The organism is Streptomyces sp. 5K101 (genome assembly GCF_046506645.1).
Classification (GTDB): Bacteria; Actinomycetota; Actinomycetes; order Streptomycetales; family Streptomycetaceae; genus Streptomyces.
Map to the genome: position 1 here is coordinate 20,866 of NZ_JBKFFO010000009.1, position 26,280 is coordinate 47,145.

Annotated in this window: 22 protein-coding genes and 2 tRNA genes; 16 read left to right on the forward strand and 8 right to left on the reverse strand. The window is 70.5% G+C overall.

Annotated features, from left to right (window positions below; genetic code table 11):
- Positions 1 to 2 precede the first annotated feature (2 nt).
- Positions 3 to 1,418 (reverse strand): ABC transporter substrate-binding protein, encoded by a 1,416-nt coding sequence (locus ACLB9X_RS18525; RefSeq protein WP_410361489.1) that lies wholly within the window; start codon positions 1,416 to 1,418, stop codon positions 3 to 5.
- A gap of 174 nt (positions 1,419 to 1,592) precedes the next feature.
- Here ACLB9X_RS18525 and ACLB9X_RS18530 point away from each other — a divergent pair, with 174 nt between their 5' ends.
- Positions 1,593 to 2,966, forward strand: coding sequence for an FGGY-family carbohydrate kinase (locus ACLB9X_RS18530; protein ID WP_410361490.1), 1,374 nt, complete (start codon positions 1,593 to 1,595; stop codon positions 2,964 to 2,966).
- Positions 2,963 to 3,574, forward strand: a complete 612-nt coding sequence (locus ACLB9X_RS18535) for a histidine phosphatase family protein (protein ID WP_410361491.1) — start codon at positions 2,963 to 2,965, stop codon at positions 3,572 to 3,574. The genes ACLB9X_RS18530 and ACLB9X_RS18535 overlap by 4 nt, the downstream gene beginning before the upstream one ends.
- Here the strand turns inward: ACLB9X_RS18535 and ACLB9X_RS18540 are convergent.
- Both ACLB9X_RS18540 and ACLB9X_RS18545 read right to left on the reverse strand, forming a co-directional pair.
- Complete coding sequence (locus ACLB9X_RS18540; protein ID WP_410361492.1) at positions 3,558 to 5,120, reverse strand: amino acid permease; 1,563 nt, start codon at positions 5,118 to 5,120, stop codon at positions 3,558 to 3,560. The two genes, ACLB9X_RS18535 and ACLB9X_RS18540, sit on opposite strands and share 17 nt — an antisense overlap.
- A gap of 136 nt (positions 5,121 to 5,256) precedes the next feature.
- Complete coding sequence (locus ACLB9X_RS18545) at positions 5,257 to 6,642, reverse strand: amino acid permease (protein WP_410361493.1); 1,386 nt, start codon at positions 6,640 to 6,642, stop codon at positions 5,257 to 5,259.
- A gap of 263 nt (positions 6,643 to 6,905) precedes the next feature.
- Between ACLB9X_RS18545 and ACLB9X_RS18550 the strand changes: the two genes are divergently transcribed.
- Positions 6,906 to 7,490, forward strand: a complete 585-nt coding sequence (locus ACLB9X_RS18550) for a biotin transporter BioY (protein WP_410361494.1) — start codon at positions 6,906 to 6,908, stop codon at positions 7,488 to 7,490.
- Between the two features lie 68 nt (positions 7,491 to 7,558).
- Here the strand turns inward: ACLB9X_RS18550 and ACLB9X_RS18555 are convergent, their stop codons facing one another.
- Positions 7,559 to 9,004 carry an amino acid permease gene (locus tag ACLB9X_RS18555; protein WP_410361495.1) on the reverse strand — a complete coding sequence of 482 codons (1,446 nt, stop codon included), beginning with the start codon at positions 9,002 to 9,004 and terminating at the stop codon, positions 7,559 to 7,561.
- A 196-nt stretch (positions 9,005 to 9,200) separates the two neighbouring features.
- On the opposite strand from ACLB9X_RS18555, the gene ACLB9X_RS18560 reads away from it, so the two are divergent.
- Together ACLB9X_RS18560 and ACLB9X_RS18565 are read left to right on the forward strand one after the other, a co-directional pair.
- Positions 9,201 to 9,695, forward strand: coding sequence for a ribose-5-phosphate isomerase (locus ACLB9X_RS18560; RefSeq protein ID WP_410361496.1), 495 nt, complete (start codon positions 9,201 to 9,203; stop codon positions 9,693 to 9,695).
- Positions 9,695 to 10,522: an Fpg/Nei family DNA glycosylase gene (locus ACLB9X_RS18565; RefSeq protein ID WP_410361497.1), complete on the forward strand. Its 828-nt coding sequence runs from the start codon at positions 9,695 to 9,697 to the stop codon at positions 10,520 to 10,522. Before ACLB9X_RS18560 ends, ACLB9X_RS18565 begins: the two co-directional genes overlap by 1 nt.
- A gap of 86 nt (positions 10,523 to 10,608) precedes the next feature.
- Here the strand turns inward: ACLB9X_RS18565 and ACLB9X_RS18570 are convergent, their stop codons facing one another.
- The gene (locus tag ACLB9X_RS18570; RefSeq protein ID WP_410361498.1) at positions 10,609 to 11,838 is read right to left on the reverse strand and encodes a GNAT family N-acetyltransferase; all 1,230 of its coding nucleotides are present in this window, start codon (positions 11,836 to 11,838) and stop codon (positions 10,609 to 10,611) included.
- Between the two features lie 108 nt (positions 11,839 to 11,946).
- On the opposite strand from ACLB9X_RS18570, the gene ACLB9X_RS18575 reads away from it, so the two are divergent.
- Together ACLB9X_RS18575 and ACLB9X_RS18580 are read left to right on the forward strand one after the other, a co-directional pair.
- A complete protein-coding gene (locus ACLB9X_RS18575; protein ID WP_410361499.1) occupies positions 11,947 to 13,092 on the forward strand; it encodes a PP2C family protein-serine/threonine phosphatase in 1,146 nt (381 codons plus the stop codon).
- Between the two features lie 149 nt (positions 13,093 to 13,241).
- The gene (locus ACLB9X_RS18580; protein ID WP_410361500.1) at positions 13,242 to 13,703 is read left to right on the forward strand and encodes an HD domain-containing protein; all 462 of its coding nucleotides are present in this window, start codon (positions 13,242 to 13,244) and stop codon (positions 13,701 to 13,703) included.
- Positions 13,704 to 13,720: 17 nt separating this feature from the next.
- On the opposite strand, the gene ACLB9X_RS18585 is transcribed toward ACLB9X_RS18580, so the two are convergent.
- A complete protein-coding gene (locus ACLB9X_RS18585; protein WP_410361501.1) occupies positions 13,721 to 14,896 on the reverse strand; it encodes an acyltransferase family protein in 1,176 nt (391 codons plus the stop codon).
- A gap of 433 nt (positions 14,897 to 15,329) precedes the next feature.
- On the opposite strand from ACLB9X_RS18585, the gene ACLB9X_RS18590 reads away from it, so the two are divergent.
- Positions 15,330 to 15,524 carry a hypothetical protein gene (locus ACLB9X_RS18590; RefSeq protein WP_177150833.1) on the forward strand — a complete coding sequence of 65 codons (195 nt, stop codon included), beginning with the start codon at positions 15,330 to 15,332 and terminating at the stop codon, positions 15,522 to 15,524.
- 89 nt (positions 15,525 to 15,613) lie between these two features.
- Here the strand turns inward: ACLB9X_RS18590 and ACLB9X_RS18595 are convergent.
- A tRNA-Gly gene (locus ACLB9X_RS18595) sits at positions 15,614 to 15,684 on the reverse strand.
- 155 nt (positions 15,685 to 15,839) lie between these two features.
- On the opposite strand from ACLB9X_RS18595, the gene ACLB9X_RS18600 reads away from it, so the two are divergent.
- The 5 genes from ACLB9X_RS18600 to clpX all read left to right on the forward strand — a co-directional run bounded on the left by ACLB9X_RS18600 (position 15,840) and on the right by clpX (position 20,475).
- Positions 15,840 to 15,916 (forward strand) — tRNA-Pro (locus tag ACLB9X_RS18600).
- Between the two features lie 147 nt (positions 15,917 to 16,063).
- On the forward strand, positions 16,064 to 17,455 hold the full coding sequence (gene tig / locus ACLB9X_RS18605; RefSeq protein WP_410361502.1) for a trigger factor: 1,392 nt from the start codon (positions 16,064 to 16,066) through the stop codon (positions 17,453 to 17,455).
- A 262-nt stretch (positions 17,456 to 17,717) separates the two neighbouring features.
- Complete coding sequence (locus ACLB9X_RS18610) at positions 17,718 to 18,323, forward strand: ATP-dependent Clp protease proteolytic subunit (RefSeq protein WP_410361720.1); 606 nt, start codon at positions 17,718 to 17,720, stop codon at positions 18,321 to 18,323.
- 39 nt (positions 18,324 to 18,362) lie between these two features.
- Positions 18,363 to 19,037 carry an ATP-dependent Clp protease proteolytic subunit gene (locus ACLB9X_RS18615; protein ID WP_410361503.1) on the forward strand — a complete coding sequence of 225 codons (675 nt, stop codon included), beginning with the start codon at positions 18,363 to 18,365 and terminating at the stop codon, positions 19,035 to 19,037.
- Positions 19,038 to 19,185: 148 nt separating this feature from the next.
- The gene (clpX, locus tag ACLB9X_RS18620) at positions 19,186 to 20,475 is read left to right on the forward strand and encodes an ATP-dependent Clp protease ATP-binding subunit ClpX (protein ID WP_410361504.1); all 1,290 of its coding nucleotides are present in this window, start codon (positions 19,186 to 19,188) and stop codon (positions 20,473 to 20,475) included.
- A gap of 148 nt (positions 20,476 to 20,623) precedes the next feature.
- On the opposite strand, the gene ACLB9X_RS18625 is transcribed toward clpX, so the two are convergent.
- Positions 20,624 to 21,571 (reverse strand): hypothetical protein, encoded by a 948-nt coding sequence (locus tag ACLB9X_RS18625; RefSeq protein WP_410361505.1) that lies wholly within the window; start codon positions 21,569 to 21,571, stop codon positions 20,624 to 20,626.
- 137 nt (positions 21,572 to 21,708) lie between these two features.
- On the opposite strand from ACLB9X_RS18625, the gene ACLB9X_RS18630 reads away from it, so the two are divergent.
- The 3 genes from ACLB9X_RS18630 to ACLB9X_RS18640 all read left to right on the forward strand — a co-directional run bounded on the left by ACLB9X_RS18630 (position 21,709) and on the right by ACLB9X_RS18640 (position 26,267).
- Positions 21,709 to 24,330: a valine--tRNA ligase gene (locus ACLB9X_RS18630; RefSeq protein ID WP_410361506.1), complete on the forward strand. Its 2,622-nt coding sequence runs from the start codon at positions 21,709 to 21,711 to the stop codon at positions 24,328 to 24,330.
- An 86-nt stretch (positions 24,331 to 24,416) separates the two neighbouring features.
- A complete protein-coding gene (gene folC / locus ACLB9X_RS18635) occupies positions 24,417 to 25,907 on the forward strand; it encodes a bifunctional tetrahydrofolate synthase/dihydrofolate synthase (protein ID WP_410361507.1) in 1,491 nt (496 codons plus the stop codon).
- Positions 25,908 to 25,913: 6 nt separating this feature from the next.
- Positions 25,914 to 26,267 (forward strand): DUF4233 domain-containing protein, encoded by a 354-nt coding sequence (locus ACLB9X_RS18640; protein WP_410361508.1) that lies wholly within the window; start codon positions 25,914 to 25,916, stop codon positions 26,265 to 26,267.
- The last annotated feature ends 13 nt before the right edge of the window (positions 26,268 to 26,280 follow it).

The following is a 26,280-nucleotide window of genomic DNA, read 5'->3' on the forward strand; positions in this document are numbered from 1 at the left end:
CCTCAGCCCACCTTGGACGCCAGGTCGCCCGCGAGGCCGTTCAGGACGGACGAGGCGTTCTTGCCGCCGTAGATCTCCTGGAGGGCCGCGGCCCAGCTCGTCGTCGCGTCGAAGAACTGCTGCTGCGGCGTGAACTGGATCTTCGTCTGGTCGACGACCGCCTCGAAGGTGTCGATGAAGCCGGGGATCGCCTTCATCTTGTCCTTGTAGGCGGCGTCCTGGCTGACCGACCGCCGCACCGGGTCGATGTGGTTGTACCGCACGGCGCTCTTGAGCAGGTGCTCCTTGCCGGTGGCCCACTGGAGGAACAGCCAGGCGGGCAGCTTCTTCTTCGACTTGGCGTTCATCCCGAGCGACCAGATCCACATGTTGGTCGCCAGCGAGCCGCCGGGGCCCTTGGGGCCGGGGTGGAAGGCGATCTTCCCGGAGGCGGGCGACGCGCCCTCGACCGCCTGGAAGTACGCGGCGGTGTCGGCGTCGAAGAGCATGCCCGCCTTCTTCGCCCCGAGGTCGCTGGAGCACTGGTACCAGGTGTACGAGGTCCAGGACGGCGGGCCGCCCTTCTTGACCATGTCGGCCCAGTCGCGGGTGAAGGCGATCGCCTCGGGGGAGTTCATCGCGGGCTTCACCGTGCCGCCCTCGACGGCGAAGTCCTTCAGGCCGTTGCGGGCGTACATCGTCATGAAGCCCGGGTGGATGGTGGCCCAGCTGCGGGAACCGCGCACCGCGACCCCGTACATCCCGTCGAACCCGGTGGCCGGCGCCTTGCGCCTGATGGTCCCGGCCAGCTCGCGCAGTTCGTCGAAGGTCTCGGCGGGCTTCAGGCCGAGCTTGTCGAACACCTCGGTGTTGTAGGCGACGACGTTCGTCTCCCAGCCCCACGGCAGCGCGTACTGGCCGCCCTGGCCGAGCGGGGCGCCGGCCTTCAGCGACCACTGGTCGGCCTGGAGCAGGTTGGGGAAGAAGTCGGCCTGGTCCCACTCGGCGCCGGTGGCCGCCGCGTTGCGCATCCAGGGGCCGAGGTCCTCCAGCCAGCCCGGCGGGCCGTACTGCCAGACCATGTAGGCGCCGAGCATGAACACGTCGTACGAGGCGCGGCCGCTGGAGAGGTCGACGGTGAGCTTGTCGAAGTAGTTGTCCTCGGGGAAGACGTCGTACTCGACCTTGATGCCCGTCTTCCGGGTGAACGACTTCAGGTCCGCGATCAGCGCGTCCGTGTACGGGTGCTTGTTCAGCAGCGCCTTGACGGTCTTTCCGTCCGCCCGCTTCCAGTCGAAGGGCCCGGTGACGTCGTCGGCCGCCGAGCCCCCGCCCTCCTGCGCGCCGTCGCCGAAGCCCGAGCCGCAGGCGGTGAGCAGCGGGGCCGCGGACGCCGCCGCCGTCAGGGCGAGGAAACGCCGCCGGTCGTGTCCGCGCATGTCCATCCCGACCTCCGCTGTGTCCGTGGGGCACTCCCCCGGCCCGAGGGGGCCACGGTTCTCACACATTCAGTCGACTGGTTAACAGAGCTTGGAACACCGCCAGTTGGCCGTCAATCCCTCGCGCGAGCGAAATTCTCGGTGCAAAGTGAGAACTTCACAGAAGGAGCCGGTATGTGGATGGGAATCGACCTCGGCACCCAGGGCGCCCGCGCGGTGCTCGCCACCGACGACGGCGACGTCATCGGCAGCGGCTCGGCCCCGCTGACCGGCAGACGCGACGGCGTGCGCCACGAGCAGTCGCCCGAGGACTGGTGGACCGCCGTGTGCGCCGCCGTCCGGCAGGCGCTGCGCGGCCGGCCGGGTCCGCGCGCCCTGGCCGTCTGCTCCACCTCCGGGACCGTGCTGCTCGCCGACCCGGCGGGAGTCCCGCTCACCCCGGCGCTGATGTACGACGACGGCCGCGCGCCGGGACGCGGCCCCGGGCGGGCGCTGTGGCTGCTGGAGGAGTACGGCTGGGGCAGCGGCGCGCGCGTGATGCACCAGGCCGATCTGATCGTCGCGCGGCTCGCCGGGCACCCGCTGCCCACGGACTCCAGCCACGCCCTCAAGACCGGCTACGACCCCGAGAGCGGCACCTTCGGCGAACAGCGGCTGCCAAACGGGGTGTTGCCGGACGTGGTGCTGCCGGGCAGCGGCCTAGGCCAGGTGTGCCGCACGGCGCAGGAGGAGACCGGCATCCCCGAAGGCACCCTGATCGTGGCCGGCATGACCGACGGCTGCGCCGCGCAGATCGCCTCCGGCTCGCTGACCACCGGCTCCTGGAACTCGGTGCTCGGCACCACCCTCGTCCTCAAGGGGGTCGCCGCCGAACCGCTCCACGACCCCGCTGGAGTGGTCTACAACCACCTGTCGGCGGACGGCAGTTGGCTGCCGGGCGGCGCCTCGGGAGTCGGCGGCGGGGCCCTGCGCGCCGCGTTCCCGGGCGCGGACCCCAGGGCCCTGGACCACCGGGCGCGGCGCCACGACCCGGCCGGGGCGATCGCCTACCCCCTGGCCTCCCGCGGCGAGCGCTTCCCCTTCGTCGCCCCCGACGCCACCGCCTTCCTCCTCGGCACCCCGGCCTCGGACGCCGACCACTGGGCCGCCCTGCTGCAGGGCGTGGGCCTCGCCGAGCGGCTGTGCCTGGACTACCTCGACCATCTCGGCGCACCGCTGCACGGGCCGCTCACCTTCACCGGCGGCGCGGTGCGCAGCGACCACTGGAACCAGTTGCGCGCCGACATCCTCGGCCGCGAGGTCCGCATCCCGCGCGCCGCGGAGCCGGCCCTCGGCATGGCCGTCCTCGCGGCGTACGGAGCGGGCGGCGCGGTCAGCCTCAGCGGGGCCGCCGAACGCATGGTGCGCCTGCGCGAGACGGTCCGGCCGCGCCGCGGCGAGCGCTTCACCGAGCCGTACCTGACGATGGTGGGCGAACTGGAGCGGCGCGGCTGGCTCCCGGAGCCGGTCGCCGCCCACGCACGCGCCCGTACGGAGGAGACCCGATGACCGCCGCCCTGCTGCTCGCCCGCCACGGGCAGACCGTCTGGCACGAGGAGAACCGCTACGCGGGCGTCAGCGACGTCGCCCTGACCCACGAGGGCCGCCGCCAGGCGGAGGCGCTCGGCTCCTGGGCGAAGGTGCACCCCGTCGACGCGGTCTGGACCTCCACCGTCTCCCGGGCGATCGAGACCGCGGAGCCGGCGTGCCGGGCCCTCGGGCTCGTCCCACGCACCGAACACGACCTGCGTGAATGCGACTTCGGCACCGTCGAGGGCCGCACGATCGCCGAGTTCGCGGCCGCGGACCCGGCCGGCGCGGACGCCTTCCGCGCCGATCCGGTGGCCCATCCGTTCCCGGACGCGGAAAACCCCCGGGCCGCGGCGGCCCGGGGGTCCGAAGCACTGCGCCGGATCGCCGGCGAGCACGAGGGGGAGCGGGTGCTGGTGGTCGCCCACAACACCCTGCTGCGGCTGGTGCTCTGCGAGCTGCTCGGCATCCCGCTCGCCGACTACCGCAGAGTCTTCCCGCAGCTGCGGAACGCGGCGGTCAGTGAACTGCGCCTCGCGCCGGACGCCGAGCGGGCCGCGCTGATCAGCTTCAATCTGCCGTGCTGACCTTGGCGTCCTTGTCGTCCGCGTCCTTGTCGGCGACGTCGCCGGCACTCCGGTCCGCGGCGCCCGCGTCCTCGGCGCCGGCATCCTCAGCGCCGGCGTCCGCGGCGTCCTCGACACCCTCGGGCCCGGCCACCGCGCCCTCGGCCGAGGCGACCGCACGCGACGCGCGCACCTTCTGGAGCGTGAAGCCCACCGCGGCGAGCGCCAGGGTCAGGATGCCGGTCCCGAGCAGCTGGAGCCGGGTCTCCTCCTGGCGCAGCATCAGCACGAAGACCGCCGCCATGCCCAGCAGGGCGACCCAGGTCAGGACCGGGAACAGCCACATCTTCACGACCAGCCTCTCCGGCGCCTCGCGCTCGGTGCGGCGGCGCAGGATCAGCTGGGAGACGGCGATGAAGATCCAGACGACGAGGATGATCGCGCCGATGGTGTTGAGCAGCCACATGAACACGTCGTCCGGCCGCCAGTAGCTCAGCAGCACGCACAGGAACCCGAAGACCGACGAGACGAGCACCGCGATGCGCGGCACGCCGCCGAAGAGCCGGCCGAGCGCCTTCGGGCCCTCGCCGCGGGCCACCAGCGAGCAGGCCATGCGGGAGGCGCCGTAGATGTTCGCGTTCATCGCCGACAGCAGCGCGACCAGCACGACCACGTTCATGATCTGCCCGGCCGCGGGGATGCCGAGGTGGTTCAGGGTCGCGACGTACGGGCCGACCTCGACGACCTTCGGGTCGTTCCACGGCACGAGCGTCACGATGACCGCCATCGACCCGATGTAGAAGACCGCGATGCGCCACATCGCCGTGCGCACGGCCTTGGCCACACCCTGCACGGGGTGCTCGGACTCGGCGGCGGCGATGGTCACCGTCTCCAGGCCGCCGTAGGCGAAGACGGAGGCGAGCAGACCGACGACGAGGCCCTCGGAGCCGTTCGGCAGGAAGCCGCCGTCACCGGTGAGGTTGCCCGTGCCGGGCGCCTCGGTGCCGGGCAGGACACCGACGATGGCCAGCACGCCGATGCCGAGGAAGAGGACGATCGCACCGACCTTGAGCGCGGCGAACCAGAACTCGAACTCGCCGAAGTTCTTCACGGCCGCCAGGTTCGTGCCGCAGAACACCAGCATGAACAGGGCGACCCAGGCCCACTCCGGGGTGCCCGGCAGCCAGCCCGTCATGATCTTGGCTGCGCCGATCGCCTCCAGGCCCACCGCCACGCAGAGCAGGAACCAGAACGCCCAGCCCGCGGTGAAACCGGCCCAGGGGCCGATGGCGCGCTCGGCGTGGACGGAGAAGGAGCCGGAGGCCGGGTTGGCCGCCGACATCTCGCCGAGCATGCGCATCACCAGCATGACGAGCAGGCCGGAGAGCGCGTAGGCGATGACGATGGATGGGCCGGCCGCGGCGATTCCGGCACCCGAGCCGACGAACAGTCCGGCGCCGATGACACCTCCGAGGGCGATCATCGACAGATGGCGTTGTTTGAGCCCGTGCGAGAGGGAGACGTCGGCCTGCTGGTCGACAGGCGCGGGCGCGGAGGTCCGGGACATGTGGCGGCCCTGTTCATGAGCTGACGGGGGAGCAGCCGACAGTCTGGGTGCGTACCCCTCTCGCAGGGAACGCTTGTCCGCTATACGGTCACGATCTTCACGGAAAGTCCACATCCGTATACGGTGTGTCCGATGGTCACCCGCGCCGCGACCGCACCTCGCGGACGGCCGCCACCAGCAGCACGGCGGCGGTCGCCCCGCCCGACCACAGCACCTGGGGACGGGCCGCGTCGTCGTTCAGCATCAGGACGAGGACCGCGGCCATGGCCGCCAGCGCGGCCCAGGTGAGCCAGGGGAACGCCCACATCCGCAGGGCCGGCCGCTGAGCCGCCTCCGCCTCGATGCGGCGGCGCAGCCGCAGCTGGGAGACGGCGATCAGGCCCCAGACGAACAGCAGCACCGCGCCGACCGCGTTGAGCATGTAGAGGAAAACGGAATCGGGCCACCGGAGATTGAGCAGCACGGAGGCGAAGCCGAACGCGACGGATGCCAGCACGGCCCGGCGCGGCACCCCGGAGTCCGTCACCCTCAGCAGTCCCTCGGGCGCCTCGCCGCGTTCGGCGAGCGAGAAGACCATGCGGGAGGCGCCGTACAGGTTGGCGTTGAGCGCGGACAGCAGCGCGACGAAGACGACGATCTCCATGATCCGCCCGGCGCTCGGCACGCCGAGCGAGTCCAGCACCGTGACGTACGGGCTGAGCCCCGCCTGCTGCGCGGTCCACGGCAGCACGGTCACGATGACGAGCATCGAGCCGACGTAGAAGAAGAGGATGCGCACGACGGCGCTGCGCACGGCGCGCCCCACCGCGCGGGCCGGGTCGTCCGTCTCCGCCGCCGCGATGGTGACGACCTCCAGACCGCCGAAGGCGAACACGACGGCCAGCACGCCCGAGACGACGCCGGACCAGCCGTTCGGCAGGAAGCCGCCGTCGCCGGTGAGACGGGTCAGGCCGACTGGCTCGGTGTCCGGCAGCAGGCCGAAGATCGCCAAGGTGCCGAGCAGCAGGAACAGCACGAGCGCGCCGACCTTGAGCGCGGCGAACCAGAACTCGAACTCGCCGAAGTTCTTCACCGCGACCAGGTTGGCGGCGGTGAACACCAGCATGAAGACGAGCACCCAGCCCCACTGCGGCACGGCCGGCAGCCAGCCGTGGGCGATGGCGGCGGCGGCCGTCGCCTCGGCGGCCAGCACCACCACGAGCAGGAACCAGTAGAGCCAGCCCACGCTGAACCCGGCCCAGCGGCCGAGTGCCCGCTCCGCGTGCACCGAGAAGGAGCCGGAGGCCGGCATCGCGGAGGACATCTCGCCGAGCATCCGCATCACCAGCGTCGCCAGCGCGCCCGCGATCAGATACGACAGGACGATGCCGGGTCCGGCGACGGCGACACCCGCGCCCGAGCCCACGAAGAGCCCCGCGCCGATCACCCCGCCCAGCCCCAGCATCGTCAGATGACGCTGCTTGAGCCCGTGTTCGAGAGGTTCGGCCTCGGCGGCCAGGGGCGTGGGCGGCGCGTCGTGCATGGCGGGCAGTGCTCTCGTCTCACTCTGTACGAGTTATGGGGAACCTACAGTCTCCCCGAGCACCGGCTCGAGACGCAAAACGGGCCGCGCGCCCCGGACCTCAGTGACGAGCATCACGCCGTGGCGTGCATGGCGCCGGCTCTTTGTCCACACTCCACCAACCGGTCAACCGCTGCTTTGTGGACGGCTGCTGGTGATGCGGCGATTGCCCTGGGCTACCGTCACCGTGTCCCCCGCTTGCCCTCAACCCCGTGGAGCCCCCGATGAGCACTGCCGTCGCCCCTGTCCGATCCGGAGCCGTACTGGCCGACCTGCTGCCGGCGTCCCGTGTCGGCGACATCGCCCTCGTCGTCGGCGGCGCCGCTCTCACCGGCATCGCGGCCCAGATCTCCGTGCCGGTCCCCGGCTCCCCGGTCCCGGTCTCCGGCCAGACCTTCGCCGCCCTGCTCGTCGGCACGGCGCTCGGCGCCCGTCGCGGCTTCCTCGCCCTCGGCCTGTACGCGGTGGCCGGCGTGGCCGGCATGCCGTGGTTCGCGCAGGGCGCCTCCGGCTACGCGATGCCGTCCTTCGGCTACATCCTCGGCATGCTGCTGGCCGCGACCGTCGTGGGCGCCCTCGCGCGCCGCGGCGCCGACCGGACCGTGCTGCGCACCGCGGGAGTGATGGCCGCCGGCTCCGCGATCGTCTACGCGGTCGGCGTCCCGTACCTGGCGCTGGCCACCGGCATGTCCCTCGGCGAGGCGGTCGCCGCGGGCCTGGTCCCGTTCCTGATCGGCGACGCTCTGAAGGCGGCCCTGGCGATGGGCGCGCTGCCCACCGCCTGGAAGCTGATCGGCCGCCGGGGCTGATCCCGCCCGTACGAACGCCGCAGCCCCGGCCCTCTCGAGGAGGACCGGGGCTGCGGCGTTGCGGCGTGTCAGCCGGCGACGGCGGCGGCCGCCCTGCGCTTGCGCACGACGTCGAGCACCACGCCGATGGCCACCACGACCGCGGCGACGAGCACCGACAGGAGCGCGACCTGGCGGTTGGCGTCGTCGTAGACCATGTAGCCCAGGACGAACACGATCATGGCGGCGGTCGCCCAGGTCAGGTACGGGAAGAGCCACATCCGCACCGTCACCTTTTCGGGCGCCTCGCGCAGCAGGATGCCGCGCATGCGCAGCTGCGTGAAGCAGATGACCAGCCAGACGAACAGGGCCACGGCACCCGAGGAGTTCAGCAGGAAGAGGAAGACCGTGTCCTTCCACACGTAGTTGAAGAAGACGGCGATGAAGCCGAAGACGACGGAGCCGAGGATCGCGACGGTCGGCACCCCCTTCGCGTTGACCTTGGCGAAGGACTTCGGCGCGTCACCGCGCTCGCCCAGCGAGAAGGCCATGCGGGAGGCGGTGTACAGGCCCGAGTTGAGGCAGGACAGCACGGCCGTCAGGACGATGACGTTCATGATCTGGCCGGCGGCCGGGATGCCGATCGAGTCCAGCGCGGCGACGTACGAGCCCTTCTCCGTGATCGACTTGTCGTTCCACGGCAGCAGCGTCAGGACGACGAAGATCGAGCCCAGGTAGAAGACCGCGATCCGCCAGATCACGCTGTTGGTGGCCTTGGTGACCGCGCGCCGGGGGTCCTCCGACTCGCCGGCGGCCAGCGTGACGATCTCGCTGCCCATGAAGGAGAAGACCACCATCAGCACACCGGTGAGGATGGCGCCCGCGCCGTTGGGCAGGAGGCCGCCGGTGTCGGTCAGGTGCGCGAAGCCCGCGCCCGGGTTGTCGGAGCCCGGCAGCATGCCGAAGACGGCCAGCAGGCCGATGACGACGAAGGCGCCGATGGCGACGACCTTGATGCCGGCGAACCAGAACTCGAACTCGCCGTAGGAGGCCACCGAGGCCAGGTTGGTGGCGGTCAGCACGACCATGACGATCAGCGCCCAGGCCCACTGCGGGACGGCCGGTATCCAGCCTTCCAGGATCACGGCGCCCGCCGTGGCCTCCACGGCGAGGACCACGACCCAGAAGAACCAGTACAGCCAGCCGATCGAGAACCCGGCCCAGCGGCCGAGCGCGCGGTCCGCGTACGCCGAGAAGGACCCGGAGTTCGGGCTGGCGGCGGCCATCTCGCCCAGCATCCGCATCACGAGGACGACGAGCACGCCGACGAGCGCGTACGACACGAGGATGGCGGGCCCGGCGGCCGCGATACCGGAGGCGGAGCCGACGAACAGGCCGGCTCCGATGACGCCACCGATGGCGATCATGGACAGGTGGCGGTTCTTGAGACCGGCCTTGAGACCGTCGGAGGAAGGCGGCTGCCCCGGGGTGAGGGACTGGCCACCTTCCTTTGTGAGGGTCGTCTGCGACGTCATGGACGAATCCTTATGTCTTGGTGCCGCTCGGGTTACGAACCTCGGAATTGAATCCCAGTATCCCGCGGTACGGAAGGGCCGATTCCGATTCGTTGCTTTCGTCACGTGTACGAGACCCGGGTCGGCCCCGAGCCGGGCGCGCGCAGAGTCGGGCCCCGGCCCGGTGTGCGCCCGCCCCGCATGCCACACTCGGACCATGCGCGTGTACCTCGGCTCCGACCATGCCGGCTTCGAACTCAAGAACCACCTCGTCGAGTGGCTCAAGGCCCACGGCCACGAGCCCGTGGACTGCGGGCCTCATATCTACGACGCCCAGGACGACTACCCGCCGTTCTGCCTGCGTGCCGCCGAGCGGACGGCAGCGGACGAGGGCAGCCTCGGCATCGTGATCGGCGGCTCCGGCAACGGCGAGCAGATCGCCGCCAACAAGGTCAAGGGCGTCCGTGCGGCCCTCGCCTGGAGCGAGCAGACCGCCGCGCTCGGCCGCGAGCACAACAACGCCAACGTCGTCGCCATCGGCGGCCGCATGCACTCCCTGGAGGAGTCGACGAAGTTCGTCGAGATCTTCCTGAGCACCCCGTACTCGGGTGAGGAGCGTCACACGCGCCGCATCGACATGCTCTCCGCGTACGAGACCACCGGCGAGCTCCCCCCGATCCCGGCGCACCACCCGCAGGAGCCCACCGCCTGATGCCCGAAGGGCACACCATCCACCGACTGGCCGCCGACCACTTCGAGAGGTTCGGCGGCCGGTCCGTGCGCGCCACCAGCCCCCAGGGCAAGTTCTCCGACTCGGCCGCCCTCGTGGACGGCCAGGTCCTCGAGACCACCGAGGCCCACGGCAAGCACCTCTTCCTCGGGTTCGGTCCGCTCGGCTGGGTCCACATCCACCTCGGCCTGTTCGGCAAGGTGAACTTCGGTGACGCCCCCGCGCCGCCGCCCACCGACACGGTGCGGCTGCGCCTCGCGAACCCGGACGCGTACGTCGATCTGCGCGGCCCGACGGCCTGCGCGCTGCTGACCGACGGGGAGAAGCAGGCGATCCACGACCGCCTCGGCCCCGATCCGCTGCGCCCGGACGACGGGCCGGAGCGGGCCTGGGCCCGGATCTCCCGCTCCCGGACGACGATCGCCGCGCTGCTCATGGACCAGAAGATCGTCGCGGGCGTCGGCAACGTCTACCGTGCCGAGGTCCTGTTCCGCCACGGCATCGACCCGTACCGCGCGGGCAGGGACCTCACCCGGCGCGAATGGGACGCGATCTGGGACGACCTGGTCGCCCTGATGCGCGAGGGCGTGCGCCACAACCGCATCGACACGGTCCGTCCCGAGCACACCCCCGAGGCGATGGGCCGCCCGCCGCGCGTCGACGACCACGGCGGTGAGGTCTACGTGTACCGCCGGGCGAACCTGCCGTGCCACATCTGCGGCGTCGAGATCCACACCGCTGCCCTCGCCGCCCGCAACCTCTTCTGGTGCCCGTCCTGCCAGGGGGCTTCCAGCCCCGCCGGGGCCTGAGGCGCGGGGGTCCGGGGGCGCGGAGCCCCCGGTTTCGGGAAGGGGCGGGTAGGGGAACGGCCCCGCGCAGCGGCCGACCCCCCCCGCTAGAACCCGTGCGGCAGCCACGGCACCGCATCGGCGCCGAAGGCGACCGACGCCTCCGCCAGCGCCCCCTCCCGCCGCTCCCGCACCCGCCCCGCTCCCGCGAGCGACGACAGCGACACGCCGCCCAGATACACCGCGCCCAACTCCCGTACCGACAGCGCCAGATCAGCAGCGTCCCGTGTCCGCTCGCAGGACGCCCCCTTCAGGTCCCCCGACAGCCGCCAACGGCCGCTGTTCCAGGGGCAGAAGGCGTCCTCGACGTCGAGCACCACGTCCACCGGCGCCGCGTACGTACGCGCCTCCAGCGCGGCGCCCACGTCCACCAGCCGCACGTGCAGCGAGTCCCGCAGCCGCACGTTGCACCGCCGGATGTCCGAGACCAGGTGCAGCACCGGGTCGTCCACCGGCCGGTTGCGGGCCCGCACGACCGAGGTCAGGTCGATCTCGCACAGGAACCGCCACAGCGCCGCGTACGCCGCCGGGTCCAGCGCGTCGACCTGGCGCACCGAGACCGCGCCCTCCGGACCCGCCGGCGACCACTGCGGCTTGTTGTGGAAGCGGACGTACCCCACGACCTCGCCGTCCCGCTCGGCGAGGACGCACTGCATCGGCGACGCGCCCTCGCGCTCGCCGGGAGGGTCGAGCAGCGGCAGGCCCTCCCAGCCCGGGGTGCGGGCGAGCATGCCCGGCCGTGCACCGATGGTGCGCACGTAGACGCGCTCGCAGGCCGCCGCGCCCTCCTCGACCGTCACGAAACGCAGCCGTACGTCCTCGGCGCCCGGCGGCACGGCGATCCGCACCCGGGAGGAGTCGATCTCCACGGACATCTGGTGGGTGGCCGTGCCGTACCCGAAGCGCCCGTAGATGGCGGGCTCGGAGGCGGTGAGGATGGCGAGCGGCTCGCCCAGGGCGCGGGTGTCGTCGAGTTGACGGCGCATCATCGAGGTGAGGATGCCGCGTCGCCGGTGCGTCGCCGCGACGCTCACCATCGTCACGCCCGCCGCGGGCACCATCGCGCCGCCCGGGACCGAGACCTGGAACGTGAACGCCCCCGCCGTGCCGACGCATTCGTCGCCGTCCCAGGCGGCGAGCGATCGCTCGGTCTCGGTCAGCGACTCGAACAGTTTGCGCTCCTGCCGGGAGTCGGGGACACCCCCGAAGGCGCGCTCCAGCTTCCCGTACCACTGGTCCCACTCGGACCGCTGCAACACCCGCAGTTGAGTCGTCATATGCCCCTGCCTACCAGCCGGGAGCGACTCGTCGCGACCCGATTTCGAACGCAATGTCGCGGGGGTCCCTCTGCACGCCGGGCGGGCCGGTGGATAGGGTCCTTCGCAATGGCCCGCGGCGCAGCAGCAGACTCGTTCACGGCCCGGCAGCGGAAAGCCGTGTACCGGGTCCGTACCGCCATGCGCCGGTCCGCGGTCGACTACTTCCGCGGCGGCGGCTCCGACCGGCTCGCGCTCGCCGGGCTGCTGCTGACGATCCCGGCCATCACCTGGGGCACGATCGCCTCCTCCGTGTGGTTCTCGCCGACCGCCCTGGTGCTGCCGATCGTCGCCGGCGGCCTCCTGCTGCGGCCCGCGAGCCTCCTCGCCCTCTACGCGGTGGCGGCGGGCGCGCTGATCGTGGAGTCCATAGCGCTCGGGCCGTACACCGAGGGCCCGGCCAGGGTCACCCCCGGCACGGTCCTGGTCGTCGCCGCATGCGGGTTCTTCGGGCTGCTGATCGCGCAGTTCCGGGCCCGGGTCGGCGTGCCGTGGCGGCGCGGCGGCACCATGCTCTTCGACCTGCGCGAACGCATCCGGGTCCAGAGCGCCCTGCCGCGACTGCCGAAGGGCTGGCACCGCGAGATGGCCCTGCGCCCGGCCGGCGGGCAGTCCTTCTCCGGCGACTTCGTGGTCGCGGCGCGTACGAACGGCGGCCGCACCCTGGAGGTCGTCCTCACCGACGTCTCCGGCAAGGGCATGGACGCCGCGTCCAGGGCGCTGCTGCTGTCCGGCGCGTTCGGCGGGCTGCTCGGCTCGCTGCCGCCGCACGGCTTCCTGCCCGCGGCCAACGGCTACCTGCTGCGCCAGGACTGGGACGAGGGCTTCGCCACCTCGATCCATCTGGTCCTCGACCTGGACTCCGGCGACTACGAGTTGCTGTCCGCGGGCCACCTGCCCGCGCTCCAGCTGAACGCGGGCGCCGGCCGCTGGGAGGAGAAGGCCGCCGACGGCCCGCTCCTCGGGGTCTACGACGGGGCGCAGTTCGACCCGGTCAAGGGCACCCTGCGCCCCGGCGACGTCCTGATGCTGTTCACCGACGGCCTGGTGGAGGCGTCGGGCCGGGACATCAGTGAGGGCATCGACCGCCTGACCGGCGAGGCCGAACGGTATGTCGCCCCCGGTTTCGAGGGCGCGGCCTGGCACCTGATCGAGGCGGTCGCCAAGGACGTCAACGACGACCGGGCGCTGCTCCTGCTGTGCCGCCGGCCGTGAGCGCCGGGCCCGCCGCCGGGCCGCCGGCGTCCCGGCCGCCGCTACGGCCCGGCAGGATGCGGGCCGGCCAGTGGGAGCGTCCCGCCGCGAGCGGGGCGCGATGAACGATTGCTGAGGTGCGCCGGGCCCCGCCGCCGTAGAGTCGAGCCATGCCCCAGCAGAACCTGAGCCTGGCCGAGATCGAGGCCATCGCCCGCGACGCCCACGCCGGCCAGACGGACAAGGCCGGGATCCCGTACACCGAGCACATCGCCGCCGTGGCGCACGGCGTACGCGCCCGGGGCGGGAGCGACGAACAGGTCGCCGCGGGCTGGCTGCACGACACGGTCGAGGACGACGTCCTGAGCCGCGAGTGGCTGGAGGGCGCGGCACTGCCGCGGCCCGTGAAGGACATGGTCCTCGCCCTCACCAAGGGTGAGGACGAGGACCTGGTGTCCTACACGCGGCGCATCCTCGCCACGCCCGGCGCGCTCCTGGTCAAGGAGGCCGACCTGGCGCACAACTCCGATCCCGCGCGTCTCGCGCTGCTGGACGAGGAGACCCGCGAGCGACTGACCGAGAAGTACGCGCGGACGCGGCGTCTGCTGGGCATCGAGGACGCCCACGCCTAGGTCACGTCACCGCTGCGTCAACGGCGTGCGGCGAGCTCGGCGGCGTCCCGGCGGAACGCCCACGTCATCTCGGGCTCGGTGACCGGCCGCAGGGCCCGCCGGACCGGCGGCGTGCACAGCAGCGTGACGGCGCCCGCGGCGAAGAGCGAGACGAAGACCAGGCCGAGCGGACTGGCGAGCCAGGAGTTCTCCTCGAAGACGCCGAAGTAGTCGCCGGCCTTGACCAGGAAGCCGTGCAGCAGATAGCCGCAGATGGTGCCGGCGCCCAGCGCCGTCATCCAGTTCCTGCGGCCGGGCACCCAGGCGAGGAAGGCGGCCGACAGCACCAGCGCGCACACCAGCAGGCCGAGGAAGACCACGACTCCCGACCACCACGGCGCGCCGAGTTCCTGCACACTGCTGGACCGGTAGAACCAGTTGAGCCGCATCCGCGGCGCGACCCAGTACGCGAACAGCGCCGTGCCCGCGAGCAGCGGCAGCGTCAGCAGGCGCACCTCGCGCCGCCGCACCAGCTGGAAGTGCTCCGGCCGCAGGCACAGGCCGAGCACGAAGAACGGCAGGAACTGCAGCACCCGCTGGAGGTTGAGGTCCGCCCCGATGTTCGGCGTGAGCGCCGCGAGCGTGGCGATCGCCAGCGCGATCGGCAGCGGCCGGCGCACGATCCGCCACAGCGGCGTGGTCAGCCGCCAGACGAACAGCGCGGCGAGGAACCAGGTCAGGTAGAAGGGGTCGAGCAGGCTGACCGGCTGCCCGGGGTCGTCGTTCGCGTACCGGGCGAACAGGGAGTACGCCACCTCGAAGACGACGTACGGCAGCGCGATCCCCGTCAGCAGCCTGCGCAGCTGGTGGGGCCTGCCCTGGTAGCTGCGCGAGAAGTAGCCGGAGATGATGATGAACGCCGGCATGTGGAACGTGTAGATGATCAGGTACAGCGCCCGGGCGGCCCGGCTGCCGTCCATCACCGGCTCCCAGGCGTGCGCCACGGCCACCAGCACGATCGCCAGGTACTTTGCGTTGTCGAAGTAGGCGTCGCGGCCGGCGGACTTCTTGGGCTCGGGGGCCGGTCCTGGGGTGGACTTCCGGCCGGGTGCCTCGGGGCCGGCAGCGGTCGCCGTCCGCGTGGCAGGGCTGGGTCCCGACTCCGGAGCCTCGGGGAGCGGAGCCCTCTGATATCCGTGCGCAGCGTGGAACATTCAAGGCACCTTAGCCGCGCGCATTCGATTTCGTAAAACACCCCTCAGGTGCGGTCCATTCGAATCTGAAACCACCACCAAACGCACCCTATGCCCCAATTAATCCCGCTTAAACAGGGCATATCGCCGCACCCGGAAGGTGACGTGAATTACTTCCGCGACGGCCTTCGAATTTCATGTGACCAACATGTGGGGACATGGAAACGATCACGTCGTATTCCTTCTGTCATTTCACTCCACCGGCCTACCGGCCCCGCCGCGCCGCCCCGCCGTGCCGCGCCGGGACGGTCCGGCATGGCGCGATCTTGGCGGCGACGATTCGTCACCCGGCAGCAGGGGCAAGCAGGTTGGTGGCACGATGGTGCAGGCGGGGGTGTGCTGGGCCGCACGTCCCCGGGCCGGCAAGGCGGACCGACCGAGGGTGTGATCAGTTGTGGCCATTTCACTGTCTGTGGTGCTGCTGTTGGCGATCGTCCTCGTGGTGCTGATCCGCAGCGGCTCGATCAAACCGGGGCCGGCCATCGTGGCGGCGCTGTTCGGGTTCTTCCTCGCGTCGACGGGCATGGCGCCGTCGATCAACAGATTCATGAACTCGATAGCGGAGACGATCAATCAGATCAGCTTCTGACCGGCTTTCGCGCACCCGGCGACCGGGTGCGGAGACGACGTCGGGCCCTGCCCGGTGGAAATCCACCCGGCAGGGCCCGACGTGCACAGAGCGGGCGACGGGAATCGAACCCGCGTAGCTAGTTTGGAAGACTAGGGCTCTACCATTGAGCTACGCCCGCACGGACCGCGCCGCAGGTCACGACCGTGCGGCACGAAGAGCATCGTAGCGGGTCCCGGCCGCCGGACGCACACCCCATTCCGCGGACCCGGAAGACGCCCCGGAAACCGACCGGCCCAACGGCCCCCGGTCCATGTACCCTACGGTTCGCACCGACGGGGTGTGGCGCAGCTTGGTAGCGCGTCCGCTTTGGGAGCGGAAGGTCGTCGGTTCGAATCCGGCCACCCCGACCAGCAAGATCACGTTGTGAGGCTCCTCCTGCTTGCCGTTACTATGCAAGCTGCGTGCCCGTGTGTCTGATGTACCGGGCCCGATGCGCTGAACCGCTGAATCGCAGCGTCAGCGAACCCCAAGAAGTCAGCCACCAAGGAGACCGAACCGTGAAGAGCGCCGTGGAGACCCTGAACCCGACCCGGGTTCGGCTCACTGTCGAGGTGCCCTTCGAGGAGCTCAAGGCCAGCCTCGACGCGGCGTACAAGAAGATCAACCAGCAGGTCACGGTCAAGGGCTTCCGCAAGGGCAAGATCCCGGCCCGGGTCATCGACCAGCGGTTCGGCCGTGGTGCGGTGCTGGAGGAGGCCGTCAACGACGCCCTTCCCAAGTTCTACACCGAGGCGGTCAACGAGGCCGAGATCAACCCGCTCGGCCAGCCGGAGGTCGACATCACGGAGCTGAAGGACGGCGAGACGCTGAACTTCACCGCCGAGGTGGACGTCCGCCCGGTCATCGAGATCCCGGACTACTCCGGCATCGAGGTCACCGTCGACGCCGTCGAGGTCACCGACGAGGACGTCGAGAAGTCCGTCGAGCAGCTGCGTGAGCGCTTCGCCTCCACCAACCCGGTCGAGCGCGCCGCCGCCGAGGGCGACGTCGTGACGATCGACCTCGAGGCCAAGGTCGACGGCGAGGTCCTGCCCGACGGCGTCGCGAACGGCGTTTCGTACACCATCGGTTCCGGCGAGCTCCTCGACGGCATCGACGAGGCCGTCACCGGCCTGGAGGCCGGCGGCGAGGCCACCTTCACCTCCCAGCTGAAGGGCGGCTCCGCCGAGGGCAAGGACGCCGAGGTCACCGTCAAGGTCACCGCCGTCGCCGCCCGTGAGCTCCCCGAGCTCGACGACGAGTTCGCGCAGATGGCGAGCGAGTTCGACACCCTCGAGGAGCTGAAGGCGGACAGCCGCAAGCGCCTGACGAACATGAAGCAGTACGACCAGGCCACGCAGGCCCAGGAGCGCGTCCTGGAGAAGCTGCTCGAGCTGGTCGAGGTCCCGGTCCCCGAGAAGCTGCTCGAGGACGAGATCAACACCCGTAAGCACAACCTCGAGCACCACCAGCTCGGTCAGATGGGTCTGACCCTCGACAAGTACCTGGAGATCCAGGGCAAGTCCGCCGAGGAGTTCGACGCCGAGACCAAGGAGCAGGCGGTCAAGGGCATCAAGACCCAGTTCGTCCTCGACGAGCTGGTCAACAAGGAGAAGCTGAACGTCAACCAGGAGGAGCTCACCGAGCACCTCATGCGGCGTGCCGCCTCCTCCGGCATGAGCCCCGACCAGTTCGCCCAGGCCGTCGTCGAGGGCGGCCAGGTGCCGATGCTCGTCGGCGAGGTCGCGCGCGGCAAGGCACTGGCCGTCGTCGTCGAGGCCGCCAAGGTCACCGACACCAACGGTGAGGTCGTCGACCTGGAGGACGAGGACGAGACCGAGGCCGCCACCGAGACGGTCGAGGCCGTCGTCGAGGGTGACGCCGAGGGCGACGAGAAGTCCGAGGCCTGAGCCTCGCGCCCCTTCATGGACGGGCTCCGGACGCCGCAGGGCGCTTCGGGGCCCGTCGGCGTAGACGGCCCGGGGCCGCGGACAGGGCCGGGGCCCCACCACCTTGCGCTCCGAGCGAACAGTTCGGGAACCGGGATGGCTATGTCCGACCTGCGCGTTAGGGTCCATGAATACGAGGGCAGGGGAGTCCCCGCCCCCAGTACCAAGACGCTGAGACGGCCGAAGCCGTCAGAGACGAGCAGGTGGACACGTGACGAATCTGATGCCTTACGCCGCCGGTGAGCCGTCCATCGGTGGTGGCCTCGGCGACCAGGTCTACAGCCGGCTGCTCGGCGAGCGCATCATCTTCCTCGGCCAGCAGGTCGACGACGACATCGCCAACAAGATCACGGCGCAGATGCTGCTCCTGGCCGCCGACCCCGACAAGGACATCTACCTCTACATCAACAGCCCCGGTGGCTCGGTGACGGCCGGCATGGCGGTCTACGACACCATGCAGTACATCCCGAACGACGTCGTGACCATCGGCATGGGCATGGCAGCGTCCATGGGCCAGTTCCTGCTGACGGGCGGCGCCCCCGGCAAGCGCTTCGCCCTGCCGAACACCGACATCCTCATGCACCAGGGTTCGGCCGGTCTCGGCGGTACCGCCTCGGACATCAAGATCCAGGCCGAGTACCTGCTCCGTACCAAGAGGCGCATGGCGGAGATCACCGCCCAGCACTCCGGTCAGACCGTCGAGACGATCATCCGCGACGGTGACCGGGACCGCTGGTTCACCGCGGAGGAGGCCAAGGACTACGGCCTCATCGACGAGATCATCTCCGCCGCATCGGGCGTCCCGGGCGGCGGCGGCACCGGCGCCTGAGCCGCAGAGCCCCACCCGAGCCCGCAGAACGCCACCAGGATGGTGAACACCCACATGAGCAACTTTTCCGTGAGCGGTCTCTACACCGGCCCCCAGCCGGACAACCGCTATGTCGTCCCGCGCTTCATCGAGCGCACCTCGCAGGGCGTGCGCGAGTACGACCCGTACGCGAAGCTCTTCGAGGAGCGCGTGATCTTCCTCGGTGTGCAGATCGACGACGCCTCCGCCAACGACGTGATGGCGCAGCTGCTGTGCCTGGAGTCGATGGACCCGGACCGCGACATCTCGATCTACATCAACAGCCCCGGTGGCTCCTTCACCGCGCTGACCGCCATCTACGACACGATGCAGTTCGTGAAGCCGGACATCCAGACGGTCTGCATGGGCCAGGCGGCGTCCGCCGCGGCCGTGCTGCTGGCCGCCGGCACCCCCGGCAAGCGGATGGCCCTGCCGCACGCGCGCGTGCTGATCCACCAGCCGTCCTCGCAGACGGGCCGCGAGCAGCTGTCCGACCTGGAGATCGCGGCCAACGAGATCCTGCGCATGCGCGAGCAGCTGGAGGAGATGCTGGCCAAGCACTCCACCACGCCGATCGAGAAGGTCCGCGACGACATCGAGCGCGACAAGATTCTGACCGCCGAGGACGCGCTCGCGTACGGCCTCGTCGACCAGATCGTCTCGACCCGCAAGAGCACGGCCGCAGCGGCCGCCTGACGGATCCGGCAGCACCCTTGGTGCGGTACACGACAAAGTGAACCGCGCCAAGGGGGGCCCGAACGGGGGCCCGGGCAAGGTACCGTCGGATATGAGGCACCAGGAGCCGGCTGAACCAAGCCGCTCCCAGGCGAAGGGGAAGCACCTCGTGGCACGCATCGGTGATGGCGGCGACCTGCTCAAGTGCTCGTTCTGCGGAAAGAGCCAGAAGCAGGTGAAGAAGCTCATCGCAGGCCCCGGTGTGTACATCTGCGACGAGTGCATCGACCTCTGCAACGAGATCATCGAAGAGGAGCTCGCCGAGACGAGCGAGGTGCGCTGGGAGGAGCTTCCCAAGCCGCGCGAGATCTACGAGTTCCTGGAGAGCTACGTGGTCGGCCAGGAGCCGGCCAAGAAGGCGCTCTCGGTCGCGGTGTACAACCACTACAAGCGCGTCCAGGCCGGCGAGAACGGCGGCGCGCAGGGGCGGGACGACGCGATCGAGCTCGCCAAGTCCAACATCCTGCTGCTGGGCCCCACGGGCTCCGGCAAGACGCTTCTGGCCCAGACCCTGGCCCGCATGCTCAACGTCCCCTTCGCCATCGCCGACGCGACGGCACTCACGGAGGCGGGCTATGTGGGTGAGGACGTCGAGAACATCCTGCTCAAGCTGATCCAGGCGGCCGACTACGACGTCAAGAAGGCCGAGACCGGGATCATTTACATCGACGAGATCGACAAGGTCGCCCGGAAGAGCGAGAACCCGTCGATCACCCGGGACGTCTCGGGCGAGGGCGTCCAGCAGGCCCTCCTCAAGATCCTGGAAGGCACCACGGCCTCGGTCCCGCCGCAGGGCGGCCGCAAGCATCCCCACCAGGAGTTCATCCAGATCGACACGACGAACGTGCTCTTCATCGTGGGCGGCGCGTTCGCCGGCCTGGAGAAGATCATCGAGTCGCGTGCGGGGGCGAAGGGCATCGGCTTCGGCGCCACGATCCGCTCGAAGCGGGAGATCGAGGCGAGCGACCAGTTCCAGGAGGTCATGCCGGAGGACCTGGTCAAGTTCGGCATGATCCCGGAGTTCATCGGCCGCCTCCCCGTCATCACCTCGGTGCACAACCTCGACCGCGAGGCGCTGCTGAAGATCCTGGTCGAGCCGCGGAACGCGCTGGTCAAGCAGTACCAGCGCCTGTTCGAACTCGACGGCGTGGAGCTGGACTTCGACCGCCCGGCCCTGGAGGCCATCGCCGACCAGGCGATCCTGCGCGGCACGGGCGCGCGTGGCCTGCGGGCCATCATGGAGGAGGTCCTGATGTCGGTGATGTACGAGGTCCCGTCCCGCAAGGACGTGGCCCGCGTGGTGATCACGGAGGACGTGGTCCACAACAACGTGAACCCGACGCTGGTCCCGCGGATCGTGAAGGACGAGGGCAACGGGCGCCACGAGAAGTCGGCGTAGCCGCGCACGAACGACGCAGGGGCGCCCGGCCAGTTGAGGAACTGACCGGGCGCCCCTACGTCGTTCGGCGTGACGTGCACCAGTGCCCAGCGCAGTGGCGCCCGGCAGCACCATGTGCTAGGGCGCCCTGAGGCCCAACGCGACCGGGCTACAGCTTGACGCGCACTTCCTTGCGCAGCTTTGCGGTGATGGCCGCGGCGTCCTCGGGCGACGTGCCCTTGCCCGTCATCAGGCTCGCCAGGTCCATCGGAATCGCCAAGCCGAGTGTGCTGTGGTCGCCCCACACGCACACCGACATCAGGATCTCCTTCGGGCCGGCAGCCGCTGTGTCCTCGTCGGGCTTGGACTTGATCTGCTGGCACTTCAGTACGGCGCCCTCGGCCTCGGCAGGCGTGTACGCCTGCGGTTCGCCGACGAGCTCGGCATCGCCGTCCTTGTCCTTCTTGGACTCCGCTTCCATGTTCGCGAACACGCCGTCGACGACCTTCTCGGGGTCCTCGATCTCGCCGTAGACACCGCCGAACTGGAGCATCTTCCCGGCCAGCGGGTTGCTCTCGTCCTTCACCTGGTAGCTGGCCTCGACCTGCTTCGCGTTCTTGACGCCGTTCTTCTCCGCGTCCTTGAGGAAGTCGTCGCCGTCGCCGCCGCTGCCGGGCGACTTCTTGTACTCGGCGAGCACGGTCTCCGGCGTCGTCAGCTTGTGCGGGCCGTCGTCGGCGACGTCCGCGCCGCTGCCGCCGAAGAGGAAGTACGCGCCCACACCCAGCGCCGCCACAACCGCCACCGCGCCGATGATCAGGCCCGTCTTCTTGCCGCCGCCCGGGGACGGCGGGGGCGGCGGGTAGGCGCCCGGGCCCGCGCCGTACGGGGGCTGCTGGCCGTACTGGGGCGGCTGGCCGTACGGGCCCGGCTGCTGCGGCTGGCCCCACTGGCCCGGCTGGCCCGGCTGCTGCGGGTAACCGTAGCCCTGCTGCGGCACGCCCTGGGGGGCCTGCTGCGGATACCCGTAACCGGGCTGCGGGGCCTGCGGCTGCTGGCCGTACGGGCCCGGCTGCTGCGGCTGGCCGCCGTACGGACCCGGCTGGTTGTAGCTCATTACGGGTGTTCCCCTCGTGATGTTTACGTGTTCCCGACATCCTGGCGCAAGCGGCCTCCCCCCGGGGCGGCGGGGGCCACACCGTTACGGAACAATCGCGTTTCAGGACCGCCCCGTGACACCCCTAAACTGACCCCGTGACCGAGAACACTCAGCATCAGCCAGCCAGCAACCCCGAACTGCCGACCCAGTACGCGCCGGCCGACGTAGAGGGGGCGCTGTACAAGCGCTGGGTAGAGCGCGGGTACTTCGAGGCCGACGCGAAGAGCGAGAAGCCGCCCTTCACCGTCGTCATCCCGCCGCCGAACGTCACGGGCAGTCTCCACCTCGGCCATGCCTTCGAGCACACGCTCATCGACGCCCTGACCCGCCGCAAGCGGATGCAGGGTTACGAGACGCTGTGGCAGCCCGGCATGGACCACGCCGGCATCGCCACGCAGAACGTCGTCGAGCGCGAGCTCGCCAAGGAGGGCAAGTCCCGTCACGACCTCGGTCGTGAGGCCTTCATCGAGCGAGTCTGGCAGTGGAAGAGCGAGTCCGGCGGCCAGATCTCCGGGCAGATGCGCCGCCTGGGCGACGGCGTCGCCTGGTCCCGCGAGCGGTTCACGATGGACGAAGGGCTGTCGCAGGCCGTTCAGACCATCTTCAAGAAGCTGTACGACGACGAGCTCATCTACCGCGCCGAGCGCATCATCAACTGGTGTCCGCGCTGTCTGACGGCCATCTCGGACATCGAGGTCGAGTACCAGGACGACGACGGCGAACTCGTCTCCATGAAGTACGGAGACGGTGACGACACCATCGTCGTCGCCACGACGCGCGCCGAGACGATGCTCGGTGACACCGCCGTCGCCGTCCACCCCGACGACGAGCGCTACAAGCACCTGGTCGGCCGGCAGATCAAGCTGCCGCTGACGGACCGTATGATCCCGGTCGTCGCGGACGAGCACGTCGACCCGGAGTTCGGCACCGGTGCCGTCAAGGTGACGCCGGCGCATGACCCGAACGACTTCGAGATCGGCCAGCGGCACGACCTGCCGTCGCTCACCGTCATGGACGAGCGGGCCGTCATCACCGCGCACGGCCCCTTCCAGGGCCTGGACCGCCTGGAGGCCCGCTCCGCCATCGTCGCCGCACTGCGCGCCGATGGCCGGATCGTCGGCGAGAAGCGCCCGTACGTCCACTCCGTCGGCCACTGTTCGCGCTGCAAGACCACCATCGAGCCGCGCCTGTCCCTGCAGTGGTGGGTCAAGGTCGGCCCGCTGGCGAAGGCGGCCGGCGACGCCGTGCGCGACGGCAAGGTCAAGATCCACCCCCAGGAGATGGAGAAGCGGTACTTCGACTGGGTCGACAATCTCCACGACTGGTGCATCTCGCGCCAGCTGTGGTGGGGCCACCGCATCCCCGTCTGGTACGGCCCGGACGGCGAGATCGTCTGCGTCGGACCGGACGAGCAGCCTCCGACCGGTGACGGCTGGCACCAGGAGACCGACGTCCTGGACACCTGGTTCTCCTCGGGCCTGTGGCCGTTCTCCACGCTCGGCTGGCCCGAGCAGACCGACAGCCTCGCGAAGTTCTACCCGAACTCCGTCCTGGTCACCGGCTACGACATCCTCTTCTTCTGGGTCGCCCGGATGATGATGTTCGGCCTCTACGCGATGGACGGCACCCCGCCGTTCCACACCATCGCCCTGCACGGCATGGTCCGCGACCAGTTCGGCAAGAAGATGTCCAAGTCCTTCGGGAACGCGGTCAACCCGCTGGACTGGATGGACAAGTACGGCTCCGACGCGCTGCGTTTCACACTCGTCCGCGGTGCCAACCCCGGCGTCGACGTCCCGATCGGCGAGGACTGGGTCCAGGGCTCGCGCAACTTCGCCAACAAGATCTGGAACGCCACGCGCTTCGCGCTGATGAACGGCGCGACGGTCGAGGGACCGCTGCCCGCGCCCGAGAAGATGTCCTCCACCGACCGGTGGATCCTGTCGCGGCTGAACAAGACGGTCGCCGAGGTCGACGCGCACTACGAGGACTACCAGTTCGCGAAGCTCTCCGAGTCCCTGTTCCACTTCGCCTGGGACGAGGTCTTCGACTGGTACGTCGAGCTGTCGAAGACGACGTTCTTCGAGGGCGGCGAGCAGGCCAGGGTGTCCGGCCGGGTCCTCGGCGAGGTCCTGGACGTGATGCTGCGCCTGCTGCACCCGGTCGTCCCCTACGTCACGGACACCCTGTGGACGACGCTGACCGGCGGGGAGTCGCTCGTCGTCGCCGACTGGCCGAGTGACAGCGGCTTCCGCGACAAGGCGGCCGAGCGGGAGATCGAGCTCGTCCAGCGGGTCGTCACCGAGGTCCGCCGCTTCCGCAGCGACCAGGGGCTGCAGCCCGGCCAGAAGGTTCCGGCCCGGCTCACCCTGGACGGCACCGCGCTCGCCCCGCACGAGGCCGCGATCCGTCAGCTGCTCCGGCTCCAGCCGGAGGGCGAGGGCTTCCAGGCCACCGCATCCCTTCCGGTCGCGGGCGCCACGGTCGCGCTGGACCTGTCGGGCACGATCGACGTCGAGGCCGAGCGCAAGCGCCTGACGAAGGACCTGGCGGCGGCCGAGAAGGAGAAGGCGCAGGCCACGGCCAAGCTCGGCAACGAGGCGTTCCTCGCCAAGGCGCCGGACAACGTGGTCGACAAGATCCGTAAGCGGCTGGCCACGGCGGACGAGGACATCGTCCGCATCACGGCCCAGCTGGTGAACCTGCCGCAGGGCTGACGGCGCACACGCGGTACGGGTGAGGCCCCGGGGATCCCCCCAGGGCCTCACCCGTTCCTGTCGGTGCCGCTCCGTAGACTGGACCCGTGAGTGAGCACCCCGACCCGTTCGACGAGATCGTCGATGCCCAGACCGACCGTGACCCCGACCTGGCGGTGATCGAGGCCGGCAGCCGCACCCTGCGCGCGCAGGCCGGGGTGCCGCAGGGCGACGCCGTGCCCGCCCGGCCCGCGGACCCGGAGGTGGACAGGGCGCTGCGCGAGGTCGAGGCCGACCTGGCGACGCGCTGGGGCGAGACCAAGCTGGAGCCCTCGGTCTCCCGGATCTCCGCCCTGATGGACGTGCTGGGCGAGCCCCAGCGCGCGTATCCCTCGATCCACATCACGGGGACCAACGGCAAGACGTCCACGGCCCGCATGATCGAGGCGCTGCTCGGCGCCTTCGAGCTGCGCACCGGGCGGTACACCTCGCCCCACGTTCAGTCGATCACGGAGCGGATCAGCCTGGACGGCGCGCCCATCGAGGCCGAGCGCTTCATCGAGACGTACCGCGACATCAAGCCGTACGTGGAGATGGTCGACGCGAGCCAGGAGTACCGGCTCTCCTTCTTCGAGGTGCTCACCGGCATGGCGTACGCGGCCTTCGCCGACGCGCCGGTGGACGCCGCCGTCGTCGAGGTCGGCATGGGCGGCAGCTGGGACGCGACGAACGTGATCGACGGCTCGGTGGCCGTGGTCACGCCGATCGCCCTGGACCACACCGACCGGCTCGGCGCCACGCCCGCCGAGATCGCCGGCGAGAAGGCCGGGATCATCAAGCAGGGCGCGACGGTCGTCCTGGCGCAGCAGCCGGTGGACGCCGCCCAGGTCATGCTGAAGAAGGCCGTGGAGGCCGACGCGACGGTCGCCCGCGAGGGCATGGAGTTCGGCGTGGTCTCCCGGGAGATCGCGGTCGGCGGTCAGCTCCTGACGCTGCGCGGACTCGGCGGCGAGTACGAGCAGATCTTCCTCCCGCTCTACGGAGCCCACCAGGCGCACAACGCGGCGGTCGCGCTCGCCGCGGTCGAGGCCTTCTTCGGGGTCGGCGCCGAGCAGGCCCGTGCGCTGGACGTGGACACCATCCGCAAGGCGTTCGCCTCGGTCTCCTCCCCGGGCCGTCTGGAGGTCGTGCGCCGCAGCCCGACCGTCGTGCTGGACGCCGCGCACAATCCGGCGGGCGCGCGGGCGACCGCCGACGGCATCACGGAGTCGTTCGGCTTCTCCCGCCTCATCGGCGTGGTCGGCGCGAGCGACGACAAGGACGTGCGGGGCCTGCTGGAGGCGTTCGAGCCGATCTTCACCGAGATCGTCGTCACGAGGAACTCCAGCCACCGCGCCATGGACGCGGACGCGCTCGCGGCGATCGCCGTGGAGGTCTTCGGTGACGAGCGGGTGGTCGTGGAGCCGCGGCTGGACGACGCGCTGGAGGCGGCGATCACCCTGGCGGAGGAGGAGTCGGAGTTCGCCGGCGCGGGCGTGCTGGTGACCGGCTCCGTGATCACGGTCGGCGAGGCCCGGCTGCTCCTGGGGAGGGGCTGACACCCGATGCGTACGCTGTGTGCATCCACCCTGATCGGTGAGTTCTTCGTGATCGGCTTCGCCGGCCTCGTCGCGATGAAGTCGGACGGCGCCTCGATGGCCACGGTGTGGACGGTCTGCGGGATCGCGATGCTGCTCTCGGTGCTGCTGTGCGGCATGATCACCCGGCCCGGCGGGATCCAGCTGGGCTGGGCGCTCCAGATCGCGCTGATCGCGAGCGGTTTCGTCGTGCCGGCCATGTTCTTCCTCGGCGCGCTGTTCGCCGGCCTGTGGTGGGCGTCGGTGTTCTACGGCCGCAGGATCGACGAGGCGAAGGCCCGCTGGGAGGCGCAGGCTCCCGCAGGGCCTGACGCTGCGTAATCGCGGGCGGCTT

Excerpts from the sequence above, each read along its gene's own strand:
- ACLB9X_RS18580 (WP_410361500.1), top strand. The coding sequence starts at position 13,242 with ATGCCCCAGCAGAACCTGAGCCTGGCCGAGATCGAGGCCATCGCCCGC.
- ACLB9X_RS18540 (WP_410361492.1), bottom strand. The coding sequence starts at position 5,120 with ATGTCCCGGACCTCCGCGCCCGCGCCTGTCGACCAGCAGGCCGACGTC.
- ACLB9X_RS18610 (WP_410361720.1), top strand. The coding sequence starts at position 17,718 with ATGCCTTACGCCGCCGGTGAGCCGTCCATCGGTGGTGGCCTCGGCGAC.
- ACLB9X_RS18525 (WP_410361489.1), bottom strand. The coding sequence starts at position 1,418 with ATGCGCGGACACGACCGGCGGCGTTTCCTCGCCCTGACGGCGGCGGCG.
- ACLB9X_RS18550 (WP_410361494.1), top strand. The coding sequence starts at position 6,906 with ATGAGCACTGCCGTCGCCCCTGTCCGATCCGGAGCCGTACTGGCCGAC.
- ACLB9X_RS18555 (WP_410361495.1), bottom strand. The coding sequence starts at position 9,004 with ATGACGTCGCAGACGACCCTCACAAAGGAAGGTGGCCAGTCCCTCACC.
- ACLB9X_RS18585 (WP_410361501.1), bottom strand. The coding sequence starts at position 14,896 with ATGTTCCACGCTGCGCACGGATATCAGAGGGCTCCGCTCCCCGAGGCT.
- ACLB9X_RS18560 (WP_410361496.1), top strand. The coding sequence starts at position 9,201 with ATGCGCGTGTACCTCGGCTCCGACCATGCCGGCTTCGAACTCAAGAAC.
- ACLB9X_RS18545 (WP_410361493.1), bottom strand. The coding sequence starts at position 6,642 with ATGCACGACGCGCCGCCCACGCCCCTGGCCGCCGAGGCCGAACCTCTC.
- ACLB9X_RS18625 (WP_410361505.1), bottom strand. The coding sequence starts at position 21,571 with ATGAGCTACAACCAGCCGGGTCCGTACGGCGGCCAGCCGCAGCAGCCG.
- ACLB9X_RS18615 (WP_410361503.1), top strand. The coding sequence starts at position 18,363 with ATGGTGAACACCCACATGAGCAACTTTTCCGTGAGCGGTCTCTACACC.
- ACLB9X_RS18535 (WP_410361491.1), top strand. The coding sequence starts at position 2,963 with ATGACCGCCGCCCTGCTGCTCGCCCGCCACGGGCAGACCGTCTGGCAC.
- ACLB9X_RS18640 (WP_410361508.1), top strand. The coding sequence starts at position 25,914 with ATGCGTACGCTGTGTGCATCCACCCTGATCGGTGAGTTCTTCGTGATC.
- ACLB9X_RS18565 (WP_410361497.1), top strand. The coding sequence starts at position 9,695 with ATGCCCGAAGGGCACACCATCCACCGACTGGCCGCCGACCACTTCGAG.
- ACLB9X_RS18575 (WP_410361499.1), top strand. The coding sequence starts at position 11,947 with ATGGCCCGCGGCGCAGCAGCAGACTCGTTCACGGCCCGGCAGCGGAAA.
- ACLB9X_RS18570 (WP_410361498.1), bottom strand. The coding sequence starts at position 11,838 with ATGACGACTCAACTGCGGGTGTTGCAGCGGTCCGAGTGGGACCAGTGG.
- ACLB9X_RS18530 (WP_410361490.1), top strand. The coding sequence starts at position 1,593 with ATGTGGATGGGAATCGACCTCGGCACCCAGGGCGCCCGCGCGGTGCTC.